Raw genomic sequence first — 20,582 nt, 5'->3', positions numbered from 1 at the left:
GGCCCTGTCTGCCGGGATCAGGAAGCGGCTCGTGGCCGCGTGGCTTGTTCGAGGGCGTGCTGGAGCTGGTCACGGTTCATGGTGGAGCGGTGGGGGATGTCGAGGTCGGCTGCGCGCTGGTAGAGCTCGGCCTTGGTGAGCTGGGACAGCTGCCGTTTGCCGGTGGCGCTGGCGCGCTTGGCCGCGGTCTTCTTCCCGGTGGTCCTGGCGGAGGTGCTCTTCGTGCCGCTGGCCGGTTTCGGGGAACGGTGGGCGGCCCGCGAGGGCGGCTTCGTCTCCGTGCCGCCACCGGTCTCGTCCTTGCGGGCGCTCTCCAGGCTGCGGCGCAAGGCGTCCATGAGGTCGACGACGTTGGTGGCCTCGGGTGCGGGCCCGGCGGAGACGGCGATCTCGCGGCCGGCGAGCTTGTCCTGGACGAGCTTCTTCACCTGCTCCTCGTAGGTGTCGTGCCACTGGTCGGGGTCCCAGTCGAGGGCGAGCATGCCGATCAGCTGCTCGGCGGTCTCGACCTCCTTCGGGGACAGCTTCACCTTCTCCGGCAGGTCACCGACCTCGATGCGGGGGTCGCGGACCTCATCGGCGAAGTGCATGGTGTGCAGCTCCAGCAGCCCGTTCTCCGAGCGCACCGCGGTCAGGTACTCCTTGCCGCGCATCGCGAACATCGCCAGCCCCGCCTTGCCCGCGTGTGCCAAGGCCTCGACCAGGAGGGCGTAGACCTTCTGGTACTCCTTGCCGCGGGGGCCGAGGTAGTAGGTGCGGTCGAAGAAGATCGGGTCGACCTGCTCCAGGTCGACGAACCCGGCGATGTCGATGGTGCGCGAGCGGCCCGGGGAGATCTGGTCCAGTTCCTCCGGCTCGACGATCACGTACTCGCCCTCGGCGACCTCATAGCCCTTTACGATGTCCGCGAACTCGACCTCCTTGCCGGTGCGCTCGTTGACGCGCTTGTTGCGCACCCGGTCACCGGTGCCGCGCTGCAGCTGATGGAAGCGCACGTCGTGGGACTGCGTCGCGGTGTAGAGAGCGACGGGCACGGTGACCAGGCCGAAGGTCAGCACCCCCGTCCACATCGGTCGGGCCACGGACCGTCTCCCTTCTCTGACGGCGGCAGCGGCGGCAGCCGCTCGGCGCGGTGCGGACGGCCCCACGGCCAGCGTCGCTGCCGCACCACCGCCCCGCACCCGGTGCTGGGCCGACCGACGTGTTCCCGGCCGCCGCTTCGGCGCCGAGGTCACCAGCCCCGAGGGCGGAAGATCAGGCGTCGTCGGCCGACGGTCCGTCGCCGGCCGGCCGTATGAGGCGTGTGCCCTGCTCGCAGCCCCGGTACGCCCATGCCCACTCCCGCGGCTCCGCCGCCCCGGGCGCGTCGCCGAGGACGCGGACGAAGTAGGACTCCTCGCCCACGGCGAGCACTTTGAGCAACCGGCCGGGCGGCTTGGTCTCTTCGAGGACGTCGCCGTCGCAGTAGGCGGGGGATGCGGTGGTCACGCGCTCATCGTGGCCCGCGCTCGCGCTCCTGGCGGTCTGGAGAAGTCGGCAGGCACCCGTTCGCGTGATCAGACGGCGGCGAACGCCTCGGTCTCGACTTTGCCGAGCACGGTCGCGCTGGTCAGCGGCCGCGGCGCACGAGGACCTTGAGCACCTCTCGGGCATCACGGCGGCGGGACTCGGTGGGGGCGGCGACCGCGGTGACGGCGGCGATGGAAACGGCGAGGGCGTACCAGCAGGCGCTCGCCGCAGTGATGAGGGCGGTGTGCTGGAGGACGGTGGACATCGAGGTGCTCCAAGGGGTCGAGGACGGATCGCGGTCCGGCGGGGATGAAGGTGGCGGGCCGGAAAGCCCGGCGCCGAGGTTGTCCGGCGCCGGGCGAGTCGGGTCAGCGGGAGTCCGGTTCCAGGAGGCCGGCGGAGATGGCGCCGTTGGGCATGCTCAGCTCCGCCTCGCGCAGGCGGTCGGGGCAGGGCAGGCGGCGGGGTCGGACAGCGGCGGTGCCAGGCACGCGTAACCGGGAAGGTCCGGAAGCCCGGGGAACAGGCCTCGGCGGCGGTGCGAGAAAGGCCGGCCAGGGCGGTGGCGTAGCCGGTGGCAGGAGTGGCCTGGGCGGATCGGCCCGCCGGACGAAGGGCGGCGGGCCGACTCCGGGTTCAGTGGCTGGCGAGTTGTTCGATCTGGGTGGCGAGGCGGGGACCGGGACGTCCGGCGACGCCGTCGATGACGGGTGCGTCACCGGGACCGGCGCGGACCACCAGTCGCTCGACCTCAGGGGCCAGCTGGTCGGTGGGCTCGGCGTTCTCGGGGCTGCTCCACGGCACCAGGTGGGCGGGCAGGGCGCGCATGTAGCCGACCATGTCCGGTACACCGGGCGGGATGGTGCCGGCACTGGCGGGCAGGTCGAAGAAGGAGTGTGACTCCTGGAACCAGCGGATGGCCTGGCGCAGTTCGCCGCGCTGCAGGTGGAGCAGGTAGATGAAGGTGGCCGAGAGCTGGTCGCCGGCGCCGGCGGCCATGCCCCACCAGAACGCGGCGGAGGTGGGGTGGCCCGCCAGGTACAGCAGGCAGCCGAAGATCTGGAAGCCGGTGATCTCGGCGTCGATCTCGCTGACGTCGAGCGGGTGCTGCAGCTGGGCGGGCCGGTCGTTGACCTCGTCCTGCTCGGCGAGGTCAACGACCATGGCCAGGGCCTCCTCGGTGAGAACGGAGCGGACCAGGGAGTCCAGGCCCAGGCGGGCCCGGGAGTGGTGGGCCCACCAGGCGGGCTGCTCGTACTCACCGCGCCGGTACGCCGCCAGGTCGTGGGCGATGCGCCGGATGGCCTGGGGGTAGTCGTCTGTGGCCTTGCGCTGGGGGCGGGCGCGGGAAAGGAGCTGCTCGACCCGTTCGGGGGCCAGCGGGTCGGTGGGATCGGGGGTCGTCACGGGCGTCCTCCTCTGGCGCGGTTCTGGTGGTCCTCGAAGAGCCGGAGCGGGGCCAGGTCGTCGTGCAGGAGCTGCTTGGCGCGGCGCAGGTTCCGGTCGACGGTGGCCGGGTGGACGTTGAGGATCAGGGCGGCGAGCCTGCTGGTGAACCCCATCACCTGCTTGATCATGACGGCGGCGAACTCGCCGCGGGTCAGCGGCTTCATGGCCTCATGGACGGCTCCGAGCTCGCTGTAGCGGTCGTGAAGGAGCGCGAACATGTCCTCGATCAGCCGCCGCGCGGTGTCCAGGTCCCGCTGCAGGCGGGGGTCGCGCCCCATGCGGTAGGCCCTCCCCAGCACGGCCGCGCCCAGCACCTCCCAGATCTCGTCCTCGGCGCTGCGCGAGGAGAGGATCCGCTGCCAGTCGGCGCCCAGGTAGACGGTGACCTCGTGGATGACCTCCTCGGCCTCCGAGCGCGACTGGAGGACCTCCTCGGCAAAACGCAGCATCTCGGGGCGCTGGTCGAGGACGTAGCCCTCGAACTCGACGCCGACCTCGGCGTCGACCACGTCGATGGTGTCCTTCAGCTCGAAGGGGTCGGGCAGGGCCGACACCGCGTCGGCTGCCGCGGCGGGGTCCCACAGCGGTGCGTCGTCCGCGCCGGTCATCCCCGGCGAGTCCTCGCTCAACGCCCCTCCCCGCTGTGCGGCGGGTGGCCGGCACGCGGCTTCGCGCCCCTGGCACACCGCCGGAGGCCACAGGCGTCAAGGATGGGCCGGAGGTGCCGAAGCCGGTGGTGCGTACTGCTGTCCATGTGCTCGTTTCCGGTCGGATTGCGGCGCGCCTTGCCTCGCCGGAGCCGCCTTTGGGCTCGCTTCCAGCTAAGCGGCACAGCCCCCGGATTCACGCACGAGAGCCGAACGGATTTCACTAAGAGATCATCTTTGGTTGCTTGACGTAGTCGGCACGCCAGCCATGACGCCACCCAGCAGCTGCAAGCTTGACATATGCCAATAGCCCAGGCGGCATGATCGATAACTCACAGTAGCAATCGTGACGCAGATCACACAAGCTGCCCATGGTGAACGGGTTTGACTGGCTATCAGGCTGCTGAGACGTAGCCGCCGAGAACACTGGCAGAAACGGTCAGGCTGGGCAGCGGGGCACCCAGCGGCCCCCGGGCACCTCGCCGATACCCAAAGCCAGCCCGGCCAGAACAAGCACTTCGCCTCAGCCCGAACGGAGCCGCCAGACCGCTATCACTGGTGGCAGCGGCCTGGCCCTGGCCACCAGGGCTACCCGCTTTGGTAACGCGCAGGGGACCGCCAGGTTGGCGGACCCCTGCGGTGGGCGAAGGCGTCAGGCCGAGGCGAGCTGGCCGAGGTTGGCGATCTGGGCTGTGTACCGTTCGCGTCGCTGCTCGGTGAACGCAGCCGGCTCCCTGGTGACGGCCCGTCTGCTGCGCTTGGAGCCGCGGCAGTCGGGGCAGGGGGTGTGTTCGCTGCGGCGGATCGGGATGATCTCGCCAAGGGCAGCTTCTGCGGCGGTGAGGGTGACGTCGCAGGTACTGTCCTTGCCCTTCTGCGGGGCGCTGGGGTTGTAGTACCGGTCGGTGATCGCCCTGAGTTCGCGGGCCGTCTCCTGGGCAGTGGCGGGGCGGTGGTCAGGAGCCTTGGCCAGGAGCCGGACGACCAGGTCCTCAAGTTCGAGGGGAACTTCGGGGCGGAGGGTGCGCAGCCGGGGTGGGGTGTCGTGGGCGTGTTGGTGGGCGTAGCGCCAGAATCCGCCGGTGCCGTCGAAGGGGTGTTGGCCGGCGGCCATTTCGTGGATGACGCAGCCGAGGGAGTAGAGGTCGGAGCGGTGGTCGAGGGCGCCGTTGAAGGCTTCGGGGGCCATGTAGGCGGGGGTGCCTATCAGGATGCCGGTGGCGGTGATGTCGTGCCGGGTGTCGGTGCTCTTGGCGATGCCGAAGTCGACGAGTTTGGTGCCGTTGTGTTCGTCCCTGATGATCATGATGTTGGACGGCTTGATGTCGCGGTGGACCAGGCCCTCGCGGTGGGCGGCGGTGAGGGCGTCGGCGACGCACCACGCGATGTACAGGAGGTCGGGCATCGGCAGGGGCCCGCGTTCCTGGACGATGCTCAGCGGGGTGCCGTCGATCAGTTCCATAACGAGGTAGGACAGGGGCCGGCCGTCGTGTTCGGTGGTGCCGACGTCGTGGACGGTGACGATGTGGGGGTGGGAGAGGCTTCCGGCAGCGGTGGCTTCGCGGGTGAACCCGGCGGTGTGGGAGGCGTCGTCGGTGATCAGGATCTTCACTGCGACCCAGCGGTCGATCTTTGGGTCGTCGGCCTGCCAGACCTGGCCGAAGCCCCCCGCTCCGATCCGTTCGACGAGCTTGTAGCGCCCGTCCAGCACGGTCCCCGCTTGCACGAACTCCCCTTCCGGTAGCGGCCGCTGTGTGGCCCATCGGTCACGCTACGCGGAACTTCCTGCCTGCGGCAGAGCGAAACCCGAACACCGGGCGGAGCGCCGGGACGGGCCGGTGGCTCGCCGACATGCCGACGGCCGGGCTCCTCGCCTGGAGGGCCCGGCCGTCACGGCTCCGCGCGGGATTACCGGCGCAGTCTCGCCGGGTCGACGTCGAGGGGGGAACGGGTCGGTGAGTTGGGTGGTCTCGCGGGCTTGGACGAGCCGGTCGACGTAGACGCCGCGCTCGAGGTGCCCGAGGTAGAGGCGCGGGGCGGGGTCGAGTTCGAGGCGCCAGTAGGGCTCGATGCCGGCCTCCGCGTACAGCGAGGGCCTTATCTTCTTGTCGGTGACCCGGGTCGACGGCGTCGACGTACCGCTCTTCGTCGCCTCCTGCGTCTTCACCAAGCCGGCCCGCACGTTCGCTGCCAGGCAGCAGCTCACCCTGATCGACGTCGGCCTGCTCGGCTTCTGGAACAACGGCACCCCGCTGACCTCGCTCCTCGACCTGGACGTCGCCCGCTCCGGCACCAACCACAAGCTCGGACCAGTGTCACTTGCTGGCTGACGGAAGTCGGCGCCCTGGCGGCTCCGGACGTCGTTGGAGAGCACGCTGGAGGAGAAATGTTGTGCGCCCCCCTACGCGCTCTTTACGACAGATGGTTTGTCCCGCACCATCTGCTTTGATCAGCATCTGATCGGTCTCGCTCGGGGAGGGACTGGATGTCGACAGGGACCAGTGGCAACTACTGGAGCGAGCGCAACCTGCCCAGCGCCCTTAAACACAAGCTCCTGGCCGCATACATCCCACCGTTCGGCGGCATGACCGGCTCCCGCACCCACGAGGTCGTCTACCTCGACGGATACGCGGGTGAGGGCCGCTACGCCAACGGCGAGCCCGGCTCAGCCGAGATCGCCATGCGAGTCGCCGCCTCCCACCTCGCCTCCCACAAGCTTCGCTGGACCAGCTTCTTCGTTGAGAAGGAGCCAGCCTCCTTCGCGCGCCTCCAGCAGGTCGCCGAGGACTACCGCGCCCAAGGCGTCGACTCGACCGTCCACCGCGGAAACTGCGACGAGATCCTCGACCAAGTCCTGACACGCGCCATCGACCTGCCGCTCTTCCTGTTCCTGGACCCGTGCGGGCTGTGCCTACCGTTCGACCGGCTCGTCCACGCTCTCAACCGGCCGCGCAACTTCAAGGGCTGGCCGCGTACCGAGCTCCTGATGAACTTCAGCATGATGGCGGTGCGGCGCCTGGGCGGCAACGCACGCTCGGACAAGGGCCAGGAAGCCTCGTCCCAGCGGTTCGATGAGGTCTGCGGAGGCACTTGGTGGCGTGACCTGATCCGCGACGCCACCGACGGCTGGGAGATGGCAGTCCAGACCGTTGCCACTGAATACGCCAGCCGGCTGGAACAGAAGACCGGCATGTTCGTCCACTCCGTGCCGGTGGCCAAGGCCCCTCACCACAAGCCGATCTACCACCTGGTGTTCGCTACCCGAAGCCAGCACGGCCTATGGGTGTTCGGAGACGCTGCGGCCCGTGCCCGCGATGCCTGGTGGGACGAGCTTGAAGAGGCCGACGAAGCTCACAACCCCGACCAGTTGTTCTCCCTGACGTCGATGATCCGCCCCGATCCGGCCGTCGTGCGGAAGGAGGCAGTACCGAAGATCGCCGACAACATCGCGAGGATCCTGCAGCGCACAGGCCAGCCGGTCCGGCTCGTCGATCAGACCCGCGAGGTCTTCGGGGACTTCTACGGACGTGTCACCGACCCGACCGCCCGAGAAGCCGTCAAGCTCCTGCACAAGCAGGGCCGCACACCCACTACCGGCGTCGGCGGCCAGAGGAAGAACTACGACCTGGTGGTCGAGCCGCCCCGCTAGACCGCGGCCGGCATCTCGTCCCAGGTCCGGCCCTCCAGCAGGCGGCCGTGCGCCTTCGGCGTGCGGCCGCCCCACTGCTTGAAGAAGAACGCCACGCTGGCCTCGGCACACAGGTCCCGGATCTCCCGGACCCACGCCTCGTCCAGCGGCCGGTGCCGCGGCCCGGACTCCCCGCCGGCGATCACCCAGTCGATCCCGTCCAGATCCAGGCCGGTCAGCGGGCCCAGCAGCGGCTCGCACGACAGGAACCGCACCGCGGCCGGCACCCGCCGCAGGTCGTCCACCCGCCCCAGCTCGGTCTCGCTCTCCACGGAGACGCCCATCCACAGGTTCGCCGGCCACTCCAGCTGGCCCGCGACCTGCCGCAGGCGGTGCGACCGCTTGGTGAGCACCTGGTAGGTGTGCTGCGGCGTCGCCTCCATCACCGCGAACACCCGCCGCACGTAGTCCAGCGGCACCCTGGCGTGGAACAGGTCCGACATCGAGTTCACGAACACCACCCGCGGGCTCTTCCAGCCCAGCGGCACCTGCAGAGCGTCCGGGTGCACCGCGACCCCGAAGCCCGGACCAGACGTGCGCGGGTCACCGTCCAGCTGGTACTTCGCCGCGCCCATCGCCTTCAGCCGCTTCGCCAGCGCCAGCGCGTAGCAGTTCTCGCACCCGGCCGAGATCCGGTCGCAGCCCGTCGTCGGGTTCCACGTCGCCTCGGTCCACTCGATCGAGCTGCGATCACCCATCAGTCCTCCCCTGCCCGTCCCCGGCCCCGGCAACGCGGTCCAGAATCCTCAACGACCCTGCCCCGCAAGGGACACCAGCCATCCAACCATCACCGTAAGATCGCCATCCTCCGGCCCCTGCCAGACCACCGAAACCCCGGAACGGAACAGCTGCCGGACCGCACCACCAACTGCCCCATGCCCATCACGCTGCTCCTGCCTCGGGCACGGCCCCACCTGGGGCAACCGATGGGCGGGCGGTGCGCAGCGGGATCGCCCCGGCCCGGGTGGCGCGGGCGACGGCGAGAGCGGCGCGGTGGCGTTCGCGCTGCTGGCGTTGGGCGGGGGTGTTGCCGTTGGTGCGGGCGGCCCGGCAACCGTCGCGAGGACGATGGCGCTGACGGCGCCGAAGAGCGTGACGTACCGCCGGGTGCCTTTCTCGCTGCCGACTACTCGACAGCAGGTGACCTGGAACAGCCAGGCGATGGCGGTCAGTTCGCCCTGCCGATGGAGACTGCAGTTGATCGGTCGGGCTCGGTGGTGTGCGTACGGGCGGGGACGCCCCCGCCGCCCCACGGCCGCGGTCCTGCGGCTGAGGTGCGCTGCCGAACGCGCCCGGTCAGACCAGTCCGTGGGACATTCCCCGGGTCGTCCCCGCCCTCGTCCCACTGCTGTGGGACCCCTTCGGGCGGCGGCAGAGTGGCGGCTGTCCGGGGCGCTCGTTCCCGGGACGTCCGACGACCACACGCCGTCAGGGGCGTGCGGCGAACCAGGAGGGAAGCGTCATGCGCAAGAACCGCATCGTGCTCGGTCTCGCGGGAGCCGGTCTCGTGCTGGCCACGGCCATCGGGACGGCCGGCAGCGCCGCCGCCACCACCGCCTCGCCCGACCAGGCCAGCAGCGTGTGCAACTACACCAACTCCGAGCCGTTCCTGAGCCGGGGCGACACCGGTACCGCGGTGAAGCAGCTGCAGTGTGAGCTGAACTACTCGCTCAACCCCAACCTCTTCACCCCGCTGGTCGTGGACGGCATCTTCGGCCAGGCCACGTCGGACGCCGTCTACAACTTCCAGGGCTGCGTGGGCATCACGCAGGACCGCCTCGTCGGGTCGCAGACCTGGTCGAAGCTGGACTACTGGACGGTGAACCCGAGCTACGCGTGCTGACGCCGACGCGCAGCTGAGCAACTTCCGGGCGGGGCGGGGCGTCAGGATCAACGGGGCCGCCCCGCCCGGGCTCAGTGTTCCGGGCCCGCCGTGCTGGCGGTGGCGCCGGGGCCCGAGGGCGGCGCGGTGAGCAGCTCCGGCGCCACCGGCGCGGTCGCCGGATCGGTGATCACCTGGGTGCATCCCCGGCCCGCCGACTGCTCGCCGCACACCTGCAGGCCGGTATCGGAGGCAGAGGCGTCGACCATCGGCGAGTACGCGTCGTACCCCCAGTGCACCAGGGCCGTCTGGTGGCCGCCCCGCGCGGTGGTGATCGAGGCGGAGTCGCCGGGAGTGGCGCTGGTGAGCTTGGCCCAGGCGGCCCGGCAGTGCGCGCTGTAGCGCACATGGATGGTCATCCGCTGGACGTTCGCGGTGATCAGCGTGACAGCGTCGTCACCGCAGCCGGTGGCCTTCGGATCGAGCCCGGTGCAGGAGACCCCCAGGCAGCCACCGGCGGCGGCCGAGGCCGCAGTGGCCGGCGGCGTGGTCGTAGCTGTGGGGACCACCGTCGAACCGGCCTGCGCCGTCTCCGACGAGCGGCCGGACCACAGTGCGAACCCCAGGCCGGCCGCAGCCGCGACGATCACCATCACCAGTGCCAGATAGCGGAGTTGGCGCCCTTTGCCAGCTTTACCGGGCGATCCGCCCGCTCGTCCGCCAGGGCCCTCCCCGTCGTCCGCGTCATCTGCTTCGTCCGTAGCGGCTACTTCGTCCGCATCGCCCGTATCACCCGCTCCCCGGGACATCGCGGCGGCAAACACCGGCAGCACCGGCGCCAGGTCCGTGCCCGACACCTCCGCCAGCCGACGCAACGCCTCCTCGGTCACCAGACGTTCGCCGTTGAGCCACCGCTGCCACGAGGACTTGCTGTGAAGCGTCCTCGTTGCCAGCTCGACCAGACTCAGCCCGCTGCGGTCCTTCATCCCCCGGAGTACCTCGACGAGCTCCCGCTCCTCCGCGGACAACCCCTCAGGCAATCGCCTCCAGCGACCGGCCATGCGCCCCCCTCGGCACCTCGTCGCCGCCGACAAGCCCCAGCGTCACGGTCAACCGATGCATCCGCCCGCTCGACTGCTCCCCGCGAGCCTCACCGGAGAAGACGAACGCCTTGACCCCACCGCTGACACCGCCGACCCGGCGCAGCTCCAGCCCCAGGTCCACCACGACGTCCTTCACCGTGAACCGGATTCCAGAATCCGCCCCGCTACGCTGAGCGGCGACCAACCCGGCCCGGACAGCCGCGATCGCCTCGGACAACTCCGTCCCGTCGAATCCCACGCATCCCCACGACAATCCCGTTTCTCGGATCGGTCAGCCTATCCGCCGTGTCCACCTCACACGCCGAGAACGGCCAAACCCGTGAACACCGGAACGTGGACGCGGGAGGTGCTGGCGCTGTCCAGACGGACCTGGTGCACGTACCGCCGCCGCACCAGCAGGTCGGGATCGGCCCGGCTCCGGCGATACCAGGAGATCAGGGCGTCGGCGGTGGCGTGACCTGGCAGACGACGACGAGCTCCAGGCGCGGGACCACGTAGTAGGCGAGCAGGCCGCCGGCAACGTCGAGGTAGCGCATCGGCTCCCCGCTGCCCTGATAGGACGCGCCGTCCAGGTAGAGCGCTTCGGCAGCGCGAACGAGCTCGGCCGCCCGCTGCTCGACGGCCGCGAGGAAGCCGGCCGGGGCACCGGCGGTGACGTGCTGCTCGCTGGGGAGGTACTCCCAGCTCCAGGTCACGCGTTCACCGCCGCGTAGGCGGCGCGGTAGAGCTCGGCGACGGTGGTGGCGTGCTCCCGGCACTCCTGGATGCTGTCGGCGTGGTTGGCGAGGTAGTTCGCCCGGTGGTAGGCCTGGGCGGTGGCCGGGTGCCGCTCGATCTCCACGACGGCGGCCCAGTGCGTGACGAAGGCCCTGATCGGCTGGACGCTGCCTGTGGCGATGGCCTCGGCCATGGCCCTCGTCTGCCCGTCGATCATCTCCGGGAGGCGATCCGCGGCGACGACGGCCAGAGCGGCCTTGAGCGCGGCTGGACTCTGCTCGGGCCGGGGGATCAGCTCGACTCCGTCGTGCACGGGCTGACTCATGGCGTCACTCCATCTCTCGTCTGCTGCGAGGCTACTCGCTCCGGGACGTACGGTCGGCGGCCTCACGCGGCACCGCGGGCAGATGCGGGCTCCGCCGGGCGGGTGATGCGCAGCGGGATCGCTCCGGCCCGGGTGGCGCGGGCGACGGCGAGAGCGGCCCGGTGGCGTTCGCGCTGCTGGCGGGCGTGCTCGTCGGCGTTCGGGGTCGGGGAGTCTTCGATGGCGGGCCGGTGGGCGTCCTCGGGCTCACGCAGCCAGTTGTAGTGCTGGCGCAGGATGGCCTCCCGTTCAGCGGCGGCCTCATCGAGTGCGGCCTGGCGGGCCACGGCGTCCTCGCGCATCCGGCGGCGCAGGTCTTGGTAGGCGGCGTGGTCGGCGAGCGGGGGCCGGGCCGGCTGTGCGGCGGGCCGATCGTCACGGCGGGGGGCCGGTCGTCGGGGTCCTGGTCGTGCTGCACGACGGGGGCGGGGCCGACGCGGACGTCGATGGCCACCACGGTGCCGGGGCGTAGTTGCTCGAGGTCGGTGAGGATGCGGCGGTGGTGGAGGCGCAGCTGGGCGGCCCAGGCCGGGGAGTCGGCGACCACGCGCAGGCGGCGGGTGGTCGGGTCGTAGCCGGCGAGGTGCCAGTGGGCGGCGGCGTCGGGGCCGACGATCGTGGGCCAGTGGTCGCGCAGGCCTCCGCCGGCGGTGCCGAGGGTCCAGCCGTGCGCGGCGACCAGGGCGAGGAACACGTCCGCGATCGGCTGGGGTTCGCGCGGGCCGCAGCGCACGGTCGTGGTCGGCCGGGCGGTGCGGGTGCGCTGGGCGGGGGCGTTGCCGTTGGTGCGGTGCGGGCCAGGTCGGTGCCGGTGGTCGTGGTCATCAGCGGCTCCCGGCGAGCTCGCGCTCACGGCGGCGGGCGGCCAGCTGCTCGCGCAGGCTGATGCCCTCGGAGTGCTTGGAGGTCGACCGGGATCCAGGCGATGCCGCGTACGGTGTCTTTGTACGCCTTGCTGGACGCGTAGTGGTGACCGCCGCCAGGACCTGTTCTTGAAGCGTCTACGCTATACCAGCCGGGGGTCGGAGAGCTGACCGCTCAACACCCGGGTCTGCAGCACCTGAGGGAAGCAAAATCCGCCGCTCAGAACACGCCCACGGCCCATGAGGGTCCACCGGGGGCGCTACCGGCTATTTATTTTTTCCGCTGCTTGCAGCAGCTGGGCAATCGTTCGATCGGTCGATTGAGTCATGGTCTTCATTCCGTATGGCTCCTGCTGGGACTCGGAGAGCGCCTCCTCGCCCTCCGGCCCCCGGGAGATGCTCACCATCATGTATGGATCGGTATCGCCTTCAGCAAAATCGCGCCCCTCATGCCATTTGGGTAGCACCCACCATGCGGTCGCATAGTCGGACGCTCGTGCCAGATTTAGCATTTCACTACTGTGGTAGATCTTGGAGTGATAGCGAAAGAATTCATCTCCCGAGTCTGCGACCCATCCGGGGGCGTCTCGCATGTGCTTCTGATCTTGTGTCTCCGGGTCCCAAGAGACTTCGAACGAATCGCTGTAGCTGTTGCCCAGCTTGCATCTGTCGGCCCTGATGTAGGAGACAGTCGAGGTGACGCTGACTCGGCTGATGTCAGAATCCAGCGGCACCTCGACGGTGATGTCGGTCGAGAGGTCATCGCCGGGGTCGAGTCTGGATCCCGCGCTAACGAAGGTCCCAGCTCCCAGCATGTGAGAAGGGGAGAAGGCCTCGTGACGGAATGTGTTATCACCCCGCCCAAAGTCTTTCTTCCAATCGTTCATCCCGCTGGCGTTCTCGGTGAACTTGGTCGGCAGTCCGTTGACTTTCCACATGGTTCCCACGACGTAGATGCGCACGGAGCCAGAGTTGCGGAATTCCAGATGTGTCGGTACATGAAGGATAGTACGCTCGTTGTTCAAGGTCGGCGTCCCGGATGAGACAGTGAAAGGGATTGTTACGGGCATTACGTATGGGATGTACAACTGTGAATACGCGAGGCTCACGGCTCCAATGAGACCTGACACTGCCACGCCCAGCGCGAGGCTCTTGGGGTGGGGAATCCCTTGCCATACCGCCTGTCGGCTCAGCGTCCAGAGCGCCCAGACCGTCCAAAGTGCGAGGCCGATCCAAAGCCAGAGATAGAGAGTATAGTCGCCACCCTCGATCTGCACGATCAGGAACATGAAATCAGTGGCCATTACGGCGCCGACACCCACGAGAACTGCTGCGCCAGAATACGTTATTATTCTCTTCCCCCAGTAGTCGAAAACGGCAACAGTAGAAATTGCCTCGACCAGTGCGGCGGTCATGAAGGTAACCCCCATGACGCGGCCACCATACGTCAGCGCCTCGAAAGCATCCTTTGATCCCACGTAAAACAGCACGGCGACGGATGCGAGGAGCCCCAGCGCCATGACAGCGCTCGTGGCACGCCTTTCCCATGGGCGGTCCGGCCAGCACGTCCTATCCGTCACCCAATGGACGCGGGCCTGATCGCCAAGATCGATGTCCCTGGGCAGACCCATGCGCCGCAGAACTCTGCGTAGCTCCCGAAGCGACCAAGCGTCGCCGACGGGCTCGCCTCGGATAGTAACTTTCCGCAAACCGCGAGCGTCCGGGGCATGCACCACGACAACTGGTTGACTCCCCATGAGCACAGCGTTGTGGCCCGGTGGGGAGCCCGCATCTCGATCTTGCACCGCGAGGGCTCACCCAGGCTGCAGTAGCGGCAGCGGTTGCCGTACAGGACCTCGACAACCGCGACCGTGACAACAAGGTTGCGGGTGATTTGGAAGGCACCGAGCGGCCTTACCAACCGTCGCACCGTCCAAATCCTGGTCCCGGAGTTCGTCCAGCACCTCGGTGTTGATCAACCACGGCCCGCGGTAGCCAGCCAGCGGTTAACAGCAGATAGTCCGGGATGCGCTTGCGGAACTGTTCGTCTTGCGGAGGAAGGGCTGGGCGACGTGGTGGTGCACTGACCCTCGAAGTCCAACGGCGCCGAGTCAGTCGCGGGTCATGTCGACGAAGCGGGAGTAGTGGCCTTGGAAGGCGACGGTGATGGTGGCGGTGGGCCCATTGCGGTGCTTGGCGACGATCAGGTCAGCCTCGCCGGCGCGGGGCGATTCCTTCTCGTAGGCGTCGTCACGGTGGAGGAGGATGAGGACGTCGGCGTCGTCCTCAAGGGTGCCGGAGTCTCGGAGGTCGTAGGTCTGCGGCCTCTTGTCGGTGCGCTGTTCGGGGCCGCGGTTGAGCTGGGAGATGGCGACAACGGGGAGGTCCAGTTCCTTGGCCATCAGCTTCAGGTGGCGGGAGATCTCGTTGATCTCCTCGTAGCGGCTGGCGAACTGGCGCAGGCCATAGTCGAGAAGCTGGACGTAGTCGACGACCACAAGCCGAAGGCCGTGCTTCTTCTTGAGCCGCCGGCACTTCGATCGGATCTCGGTGAGTGTGCGGGGGGAATCGTCGACAAAGAGCGGAGCGGCCGTGACCGCCGGCATGCGCCGGGCCAGACGGGTCCAGTCGTCCTCGGTCATGTTGCCCGAGCGCATGTGGTGGAGCGCGACCCTGGCCTCTGCGCTGAGAAGACGCATAGAGACCTCGTTACGGTCCATCTCCAGCGTGAACAGTGCAGCCGGCAGTTCGTTGCGGATGGTGCAGGAGCGGAGGAGGTCCAGCCCCAGGACGCTTTTGCCCATCGCGGGGCGCGCGCCGACGATCAGCTGGCCTGGACGGAGGCCATTGGTGAGGGCGTCGAGGTCTTCGAAGCCCGTGGGAACACCCGAGATCTGGCCAGCTCGGGAGCCGATGGCCTCGATCTCGTCGAGGGCGTCCTCGACGATGTCGCTGAACGGCGGCATCTCGAAGTGCCGGTCGAGGGCGGTAGCCGACAGCACGGTGTTCTCCGCCAGGTCGACCACGTCGTCGATCGGAGCATCGGAAGCCACCGCGTGATCGATGACCGCAGCGGCCTCGGCCAGGCGGCGGCGCACCGCCGCTTGGTGGACTCGGTGAGCACGCTTGACCGCACGGCCCGCGCGCGAGTCAGCCGACGTGATCTTGTCGAACGCGGCGCTGCCGCCGATGGCCTTCAGATCGCCTCGGCCTGACAGCACTGCTGAGACGGCGGCAGGGTCGAGCGGCCCGTCCCCGACATAGGCTTCCAGCACCGCGAGAAATACCAAAGCATGGGCCGGGCTGCGGAAGTCACCAGGGCCGACGATCTCCACCACGTCCGCAACCACGTTCCGCGAACGCATCATCGCGCTGAGGAGATCACGCTCGTCCTGGAGCTCGGCCTCCTCCTGCCGCGAAACGGACTTCCGGTCCGGCCCGAGCCCGGTCGTGTCGTCACCCACAGCAGCCCCCTTGCCTACCCCGCACTGCCCGGACGGCACACGCCCCCGGGGTCCTCAGACTCTACTCAGCTCCACCAGGCGCGCGGCTCCCCGCCGTACGAAGTCTGGCCGCGGCCACCACCGCAGCTGCCCACCGGACCCGGCTCAGCTCTGGCACTGGCTGAGGGTTCAGGTTCGCCGGCCCTTCCAACCAGCCACGCGGCAACCGCAACAGGTCCTCCCGCTCACGCCGCTGCCGTGCCTCCGCCGCATCCTGACGGTTCAACCGCTCGCGCAGCTGGGCGCGGACGAACTCGTCGTGATCCGGCGCATCCACCCGATCTCCGGCCTCGGCGTGGACGAACGCTGCCTCGGGAAACTCCGGAAAGTCCTCCTCGGCCGGCAGCCAGTCGTCCGCAAGGGGATCGGGAACCCCGGCGACCGGTACTTGAGGCCGCGCGCTCGCCGCTGGGAGAACGGCACCGGAAGGCTTCCCCAAAGTGATCCTCAAGGCCCGGGGTGCCACACCCGCGAGCTCGTGCTGAAGCCTCAGCAGCATCTGCCGTTCCAGAAACTGCACCTGGGTCGCCCAGGCCTGCGAATCCGCGACAAGGTGGAGAATGCCCGAGCGCTCGTCGAAGTGTTCCGGGACGAGGTGCCGACCAAGATCCGGCCCCATGATCGTCGCCCAGTGAGCTCGCAGCACCGCCAAACCCGGAATGACCCAGCCGTTGCTGGCCATGCGCTCCTTGATCAGCTCCGCCAGCAGAAGCGGCTCACTCCCCCGGGGCCTACGAGACACAGCGCGCCGCGCTGTCCCCGTCGTCGAGTGGCCCCAGCGCGCCCGCTCCCGCATCGCCCGCAACAGATCCCTCGCGAGATCAGCCTCGCCACCCCCACCAACCTGTATGACAGCATCCTGGTACATCCGGCGGGGCCCCATTCGCAGAATCATCCGAACTCGGGCATCGGAGAGGAAGACGTTCAGCGGGGCCGGCTGTTCGGGCTGGTTGGTCACCGGTCGCCGTCGGCGGCGCGGAGCCGGGCGAACGCGTCGGTGGCTGGGGTCCACTGCTGGCCGCCGACGGGTGCGGCGAGGGAGTCCATGGCCTCGGTGCTGGTGCGCAGGGTCAGGCGGTGGTGGTAGGTGGCGATGACCTCGGTGACGGCGGCGAGGTCGCCGATCGGGGGAGGAGTCGAGGGCGGTGGTCAGGGACTGCTCGAACAGGTCGCGGTCGCCGGGCAGGCCGTACCTGCTGAGGGCGGTGCGCAGTTCGTGCAGGGTGGCCGGCCTGGCCGGGGCCGGGCTCTGGTGGTTGGGCGGGGTGGTCACCGGGGCCTCCTTCGTGGTGGCGGCCGCCGTTGGTGGCGGGCCGCGTGGTTGACGGTAGCTGGCGCGGCTACGGGGCGGTGTCGGTGCTGGTCGTCTCGTTCGCAGGCCGGACGTCGTCTTCGGCCTGGTGGGGGACGAAGCCGGGGGTTGGTCGACCCGGTCGGTGGTGGGGGTGTCGGCGTAGGCGAGGCGGTCGATGCGCGTCGCAGTCTCGATCAGCCGGCGGCGCAGCGCCTTGTCCTCGACCAGGAGGGCGAGGGCGGCGCGGTGGGTCTCGCGGAGCCAGCGGTCGGCGGGCGGGTGGTGGAGCGGTCCGGGTCACGCGGCACCGGTGAGGGGCATCGGCGGGCGGGCGGAGTGAAGCGGGCGGTTGCCCCAGGGACGGACCCGGTAGCAGAGCGCGGTAGGAGGCAATCACCTCGGTGTCACCCGGTTTCGGCAGGCCACCCGGTCTGGCGTGCGCGCTACTGCGGGCGGTGGCCGGTGAGCTGCTCCCACCGGTCGAATGCCGCGTCCAGCTCTTGACGCGCGCGTGGGATGCGCTTGTCCGACTTCTGACGGGCCTTCACCTTGGCTAGCCGGTCCCTCGCCTGCTCTTGGCCAGCCGTGTCGGCTTTCGCCTCGCGCAGCTCGGCCTCGGCCTGTGGCACGAGCGCCCGCCGCTCGAGCCTGGCCATCTTCTCGTCGGCGGCGGCGTTGAACACCGCCACGACAAACCTGCGCACCTCGGCCTCCGGTGTCTCCTCCAGGGAGACGGACACCATCTGCCGGCGGCCGTCCGGAAGCGCCACGTAGACGTGACCGCTTCCGTCCGAGTACTCGTCACGGACCGAGACCTCGTGAAGCGGGCATTCGACGTCGCGGCCGTCCACCTCCACCACCAGCACGTGTTCGTACAGCCACAGAACGCTTCCGGCCGAAGGCCGAAGCATGCCTCGCCCGGGTGACCGGAGCCGGGCCAGCCGCGCCTCGGCCTGGGCGATGCGGCTCAGGCGTGCATGCTCGGCGGCTTCGACTCCCGCGCGGGCCGCCGCGAGAGCGCGGTCCGCTTCGCGGTGCAGCTCGTGCAGCTTGCCTCGGGCAGTGTCCAGGTCACGCCGCTGCCCGGCATACTCCGTGCTCAGGGCGTACCGCCATCCACCGGGGTAGCGCTGCCGCAACCAGACCGCCACGCCGCCAACCACCAGCGCGGCCAGCACCATCCAGACCACATACTCCATCAGCCCGTCCCCCTGGTCCAGCGGCTGGCAGCTTCCCGGCCAGGCTCAGGCCGGATCGTACGAACCGTCACCGGCCCGCACGCGGGAATCCGAGAAGTCCCGCCCCGGGCGGGCGCGGATACCGGCGCGCGTGGCCGCGAACGCGCCGACTGGACGAGGGAGCAGCGTAGATCCGGTGGTGGGTGTCCGGGCAGGGCAGGACGTCGTCCGCAGTCCACGGCCGGACGTGCGGCGGGGCCGGCTGCTGCTCGGGCTGGTCGGTCACTGGTTACTGCCGGCGGCGCGCGGCCGGGCAAGGGCATGGGTGGTGTGTCTACTGACCTGGTTGCCAGTCTGTCGGTCGGGCAGCGGGCTTCTGCGGAGCGAGCGTGTTCGGCCCGAACTCGTCGGGGGCGGTAGTGGCATGGGTGTGGCCGGCGGCTTGCTGGAGCCTGCGCCTGAGCGCGGCCTGGCGTTCCTGCTCCGTGTTGGGCGGCTGTACGGCGGTCGCGGGTGGTGCGGCGGGTTGGCTCGCTCGGCCGGCAGCGGAGGTACGCAGGCTCTGCCCGCATTGGTCGCCCGCTCGGACCGTTACGGGTGGGGAGGGTTCCTGGGGCCAGACGGCGATGATGTAGTCCTCGACCGGTTCCTCGCAGACCTGGTCGAACGCGGTGTCCCGGCCGCGGGCGCAGACGCGCATCCGGTACCAGCCGGGGCCGGATGCGCTGAGGTTCGGCAGGTGCGGGGCCGGGCCGTGGGCGAGTGAGTCGACGCGCAGGTTGCCGAGCGGGGCGAAGACGCTGGCTTCGACGATGTCCGACCATGGGTCGTCCAGGTCTGCCGGGATCGGTGGTCGCTCGCCGTGGGCCGAGGCCTGGACGCGGACCTGGCCGGTGTCGATGCCGGTGTAGATCCGGGCGCCGGCGGACATCTGGACGACCAGGCCGGTGGAGTAGTCGGATGTTTCCACGGGGATCCGCCCGCCATCCAACACGCCGATTGAGTGGTCGACCGCCCGGACATGGACCCAATCCGCCGACATGGCCAACTCCCGTCGTGAGGTGCTGTCTCAACGCTACGCATTTTTGGTGAGTGGGATGGAGCGAACCGCGCAGTGGCTGTCCGCGGCACGACGGGGTCGTGCTGCGGACAGCCCCGAAGCGGGAGTCAGGCTGTGATCACGACTCGGTAGGGGTCACGGTCGAGAACGCGCTGCCAGCGGTAGAACTGCGACATTGTCCCGCCCTGGGAGTTGTTCTCTCCTTCGGGGATCATGCAGACGCTGACGCCAGTGGGCCCTGTCTGGTTCGGCAGATTGAAGTTGCACCCGTCGAAGGTCCGGCGCGTTCCCCCCGCGGTCAGCCCCTGGTAGGTCGAGGCGAGCGGATACTCGTCGCAGCTGTACCCGGCGATGCTGGGCGCGTCCCCGCATGCCTGCGTCCGGTTGGCATTGGTCACCGCGTCGTTGGTGGTGCGGTACAGCGGCGCATCGAACGTGGCGCCGGGCAGGCCGGAGGCCTGAGCGCGCTCGACGTGGCTGGCCAGCGACGGGTTCGCGGAACGGCTGTACGACACGGGGGACGCGTACCACGGCACGACGCAGCCGACTTTGGGGTTTCCCGCGGTCGCGTTGTCGCACCGGATGTCGTCGTAGCTGTAGGTGGCCTGGATCGGCGAGTACCCGGGGGCTTGCATGGTGAGCTGCCACGTCGTCTTGCAGAAGCCGATCGCGCCGGGTGCGGTGGCGGTGGTCGTGAAGAACGCCTCGCCGAGACGCCAGGACTGAAGCGGCGAGATGCCTTGTGCCGGGAAGTCCGACTTGTTGGTGGTGCACGATCCGCTGGGGATGGCCGTCCCTTCGATGGTGCCGTTGAGGGCATCGCCCCAGCCCGAGTACGCCCCGAGCTCGATCTGGTGTCCCCAGTACTCGAGCCCGGTGTCGGAGTACTCGTAGTTGATCACGTTGAGCTTGGCTTCGCCGGTGGTGGTGATCGCACCGTTGGTGTTCCGGTAGGTGGTGTAGGTCCCGCCGGTGATGTCGCACGCCTCGGTCCGAAGGCCGAGGCGTCCCTTGAACGCGTTATCGATGCACCACTGAGGAACCGGGGCGCCTGCCGCCAGAGACTGTGGTGCTGCCAGAACGGTTGGTGCCAGGCTGTTCGGACTGGTGACGGTGAAGCATGCCGTCGTCTGCCCCTCAGCCGGAAGAGCGCAGGCTTCGGGAGCCGCCGCGATGGCGGGCGCCTGACCTGGCCATGGTGCTGCTTGGTCCCCGTTGTGCACCGGTTTCAGGCCCATCGCGGCCTGCTTTACCTCCTTGTCCTGTTGGGCGGTCGCGCTGCCGGCTCCAACAGTGCACAGAGCCGCGAGCACGGTGATCGTGATTGCTCGACGCAGTACCAAGGGTCCACCCCCAGGAGCGGCACTCAAGCCGGGCGCACTATG

The 20,582-nt window shown here is 69.3% G+C and carries 21 protein-coding genes and 1 pseudogene; 3 read left to right on the top strand and 19 right to left on the bottom strand.

Going from position 1 to position 20,582, the window contains the following annotated elements; translation table 11 throughout:
• Positions 1-17: 17 nt before the first annotated feature.
• The 6 genes from ku to ACWCXH_RS34065 form a co-directional block, all read right to left on the bottom strand.
• On the bottom strand, positions 18-1,082 hold the full coding sequence (gene ku, locus ACWCXH_RS34090) for a non-homologous end joining protein Ku (protein ID WP_449805386.1): 1,065 nt from the start codon (positions 1,080-1,082) through the stop codon (positions 18-20).
• A gap of 172 nt (positions 1,083-1,254) precedes the next feature.
• A complete protein-coding gene (locus ACWCXH_RS34085; protein WP_449805385.1) occupies positions 1,255-1,488 on the bottom strand; it encodes a hypothetical protein in 234 nt (77 codons plus the stop codon).
• A 121-nt stretch (positions 1,489-1,609) separates the two neighbouring features.
• Positions 1,610-1,774 carry a hypothetical protein gene (locus ACWCXH_RS34080; RefSeq protein ID WP_449805384.1) on the bottom strand — a complete coding sequence of 55 codons (165 nt, stop codon included), beginning with the start codon at positions 1,772-1,774 and terminating at the stop codon, positions 1,610-1,612.
• A gap of 371 nt (positions 1,775-2,145) precedes the next feature.
• The gene (locus ACWCXH_RS34075; protein ID WP_449805383.1) at positions 2,146-2,916 is read right to left on the bottom strand and encodes a hypothetical protein; all 771 of its coding nucleotides are present in this window, start codon (positions 2,914-2,916) and stop codon (positions 2,146-2,148) included.
• The gene (locus tag ACWCXH_RS34070) at positions 2,913-3,587 is read right to left on the bottom strand and encodes a hypothetical protein (RefSeq protein ID WP_449805382.1); all 675 of its coding nucleotides are present in this window, start codon (positions 3,585-3,587) and stop codon (positions 2,913-2,915) included. Before ACWCXH_RS34070 ends, ACWCXH_RS34075 begins: the two co-directional genes overlap by 4 nt.
• Positions 3,588-4,257: 670 nt before the next feature.
• Positions 4,258-5,331: a protein kinase domain-containing protein gene (locus ACWCXH_RS34065; protein ID WP_449805381.1), complete on the bottom strand. Its 1,074-nt coding sequence runs from the start codon at positions 5,329-5,331 to the stop codon at positions 4,258-4,260.
• Positions 5,332-5,716: 385 nt separating this feature from the next.
• Between ACWCXH_RS34065 and ACWCXH_RS34060 the strand changes: the two genes are divergently transcribed.
• A complete protein-coding gene (locus ACWCXH_RS34060; RefSeq protein ID WP_449805380.1) occupies positions 5,717-5,935 on the top strand; it encodes a hypothetical protein in 219 nt (72 codons plus the stop codon).
• Positions 5,936-6,090: 155 nt separating this feature from the next.
• The gene (gene tcmP / locus ACWCXH_RS34055) at positions 6,091-7,254 is read left to right on the top strand and encodes a three-Cys-motif partner protein TcmP (RefSeq protein ID WP_449805379.1); all 1,164 of its coding nucleotides are present in this window, start codon (positions 6,091-6,093) and stop codon (positions 7,252-7,254) included.
• Here tcmP and ACWCXH_RS34050 read toward each other — a convergent pair.
• Positions 7,251-7,991, bottom strand: coding sequence for a DUF5131 family protein (locus ACWCXH_RS34050; protein WP_449805378.1), 741 nt, complete (start codon positions 7,989-7,991; stop codon positions 7,251-7,253). The genes tcmP and ACWCXH_RS34050 overlap by 4 nt on opposite strands.
• A 764-nt stretch (positions 7,992-8,755) precedes the next feature.
• Between ACWCXH_RS34050 and ACWCXH_RS34045 the strand changes: the two genes are divergently transcribed.
• Positions 8,756-9,136, top strand: coding sequence for a peptidoglycan-binding domain-containing protein (locus ACWCXH_RS34045; RefSeq protein ID WP_449805377.1), 381 nt, complete (start codon positions 8,756-8,758; stop codon positions 9,134-9,136).
• 71 nt (positions 9,137-9,207) lie between these two features.
• Here ACWCXH_RS34045 and ACWCXH_RS34040 read toward each other — a convergent pair whose 3' ends face one another.
• From ACWCXH_RS34040 to ACWCXH_RS33985, 12 genes and pseudogenes are all read right to left on the bottom strand, one after another.
• Entirely contained in the window at positions 9,208-10,176 is a 969-nt protein-coding gene (locus ACWCXH_RS34040; protein WP_449805376.1) for a DUF2690 domain-containing protein, read from the bottom strand.
• Positions 10,148-10,456 (bottom strand): trypco2 family protein, encoded by a 309-nt coding sequence (locus tag ACWCXH_RS34035; RefSeq protein WP_449805375.1) that lies wholly within the window; start codon positions 10,454-10,456, stop codon positions 10,148-10,150. Before ACWCXH_RS34035 ends, ACWCXH_RS34040 begins: the two co-directional genes overlap by 29 nt.
• 196 nt (positions 10,457-10,652) lie before the next feature.
• Entirely contained in the window at positions 10,653-10,913 is a 261-nt protein-coding gene (locus ACWCXH_RS34030; protein ID WP_449805374.1) for a hypothetical protein, read from the bottom strand.
• On the bottom strand, positions 10,910-11,260 hold the full coding sequence (locus ACWCXH_RS34025) for a hypothetical protein (protein ID WP_449805373.1): 351 nt from the start codon (positions 11,258-11,260) through the stop codon (positions 10,910-10,912). Before ACWCXH_RS34025 ends, ACWCXH_RS34030 begins: the two co-directional genes overlap by 4 nt.
• 62 nt (positions 11,261-11,322) lie before the next feature.
• Entirely contained in the window at positions 11,323-11,601 is a 279-nt protein-coding gene (locus ACWCXH_RS34020; RefSeq protein WP_449805399.1) for a hypothetical protein, read from the bottom strand.
• 173 nt (positions 11,602-11,774) lie between these two features.
• A pseudogene (locus ACWCXH_RS34015) lies at positions 11,775-11,993 on the bottom strand (DciA family protein); the annotation flags it as partial.
• 429 nt (positions 11,994-12,422) lie between these two features.
• Complete coding sequence (locus tag ACWCXH_RS34010; protein WP_449805372.1) at positions 12,423-13,682, bottom strand: hypothetical protein; 1,260 nt, start codon at positions 13,680-13,682, stop codon at positions 12,423-12,425.
• Between the two features lie 591 nt (positions 13,683-14,273).
• Positions 14,274-15,626, bottom strand: a complete 1,353-nt coding sequence (gene dnaB / locus ACWCXH_RS34005; protein WP_449805371.1) for a replicative DNA helicase — start codon at positions 15,624-15,626, stop codon at positions 14,274-14,276.
• Positions 15,627-15,687: 61 nt separating this feature from the next.
• The gene (locus ACWCXH_RS34000; protein ID WP_449805397.1) at positions 15,688-16,461 is read right to left on the bottom strand and encodes a DUF721 domain-containing protein; all 774 of its coding nucleotides are present in this window, start codon (positions 16,459-16,461) and stop codon (positions 15,688-15,690) included.
• Between the two features lie 941 nt (positions 16,462-17,402).
• Positions 17,403-18,158: a hypothetical protein gene (locus ACWCXH_RS33995; protein ID WP_449805370.1), complete on the bottom strand. Its 756-nt coding sequence runs from the start codon at positions 18,156-18,158 to the stop codon at positions 17,403-17,405.
• Between the two features lie 313 nt (positions 18,159-18,471).
• Positions 18,472-19,107 (bottom strand): hypothetical protein, encoded by a 636-nt coding sequence (locus tag ACWCXH_RS33990; RefSeq protein ID WP_449805369.1) that lies wholly within the window; start codon positions 19,105-19,107, stop codon positions 18,472-18,474.
• Between the two features lie 197 nt (positions 19,108-19,304).
• Positions 19,305-20,510 carry a NucA/NucB deoxyribonuclease domain-containing protein gene (locus ACWCXH_RS33985; protein ID WP_449805368.1) on the bottom strand — a complete coding sequence of 402 codons (1,206 nt, stop codon included), beginning with the start codon at positions 20,508-20,510 and terminating at the stop codon, positions 19,305-19,307.
• Positions 20,511-20,582: the final 72 nt, after the last annotated feature.

It is taken from the genome of Kitasatospora sp. NPDC001660 (assembly GCF_053596725.1).
The sequence above is the reverse complement of the archived record's forward strand: the minus strand, read 5'-3'. Positions and strand labels throughout refer to the sequence as shown.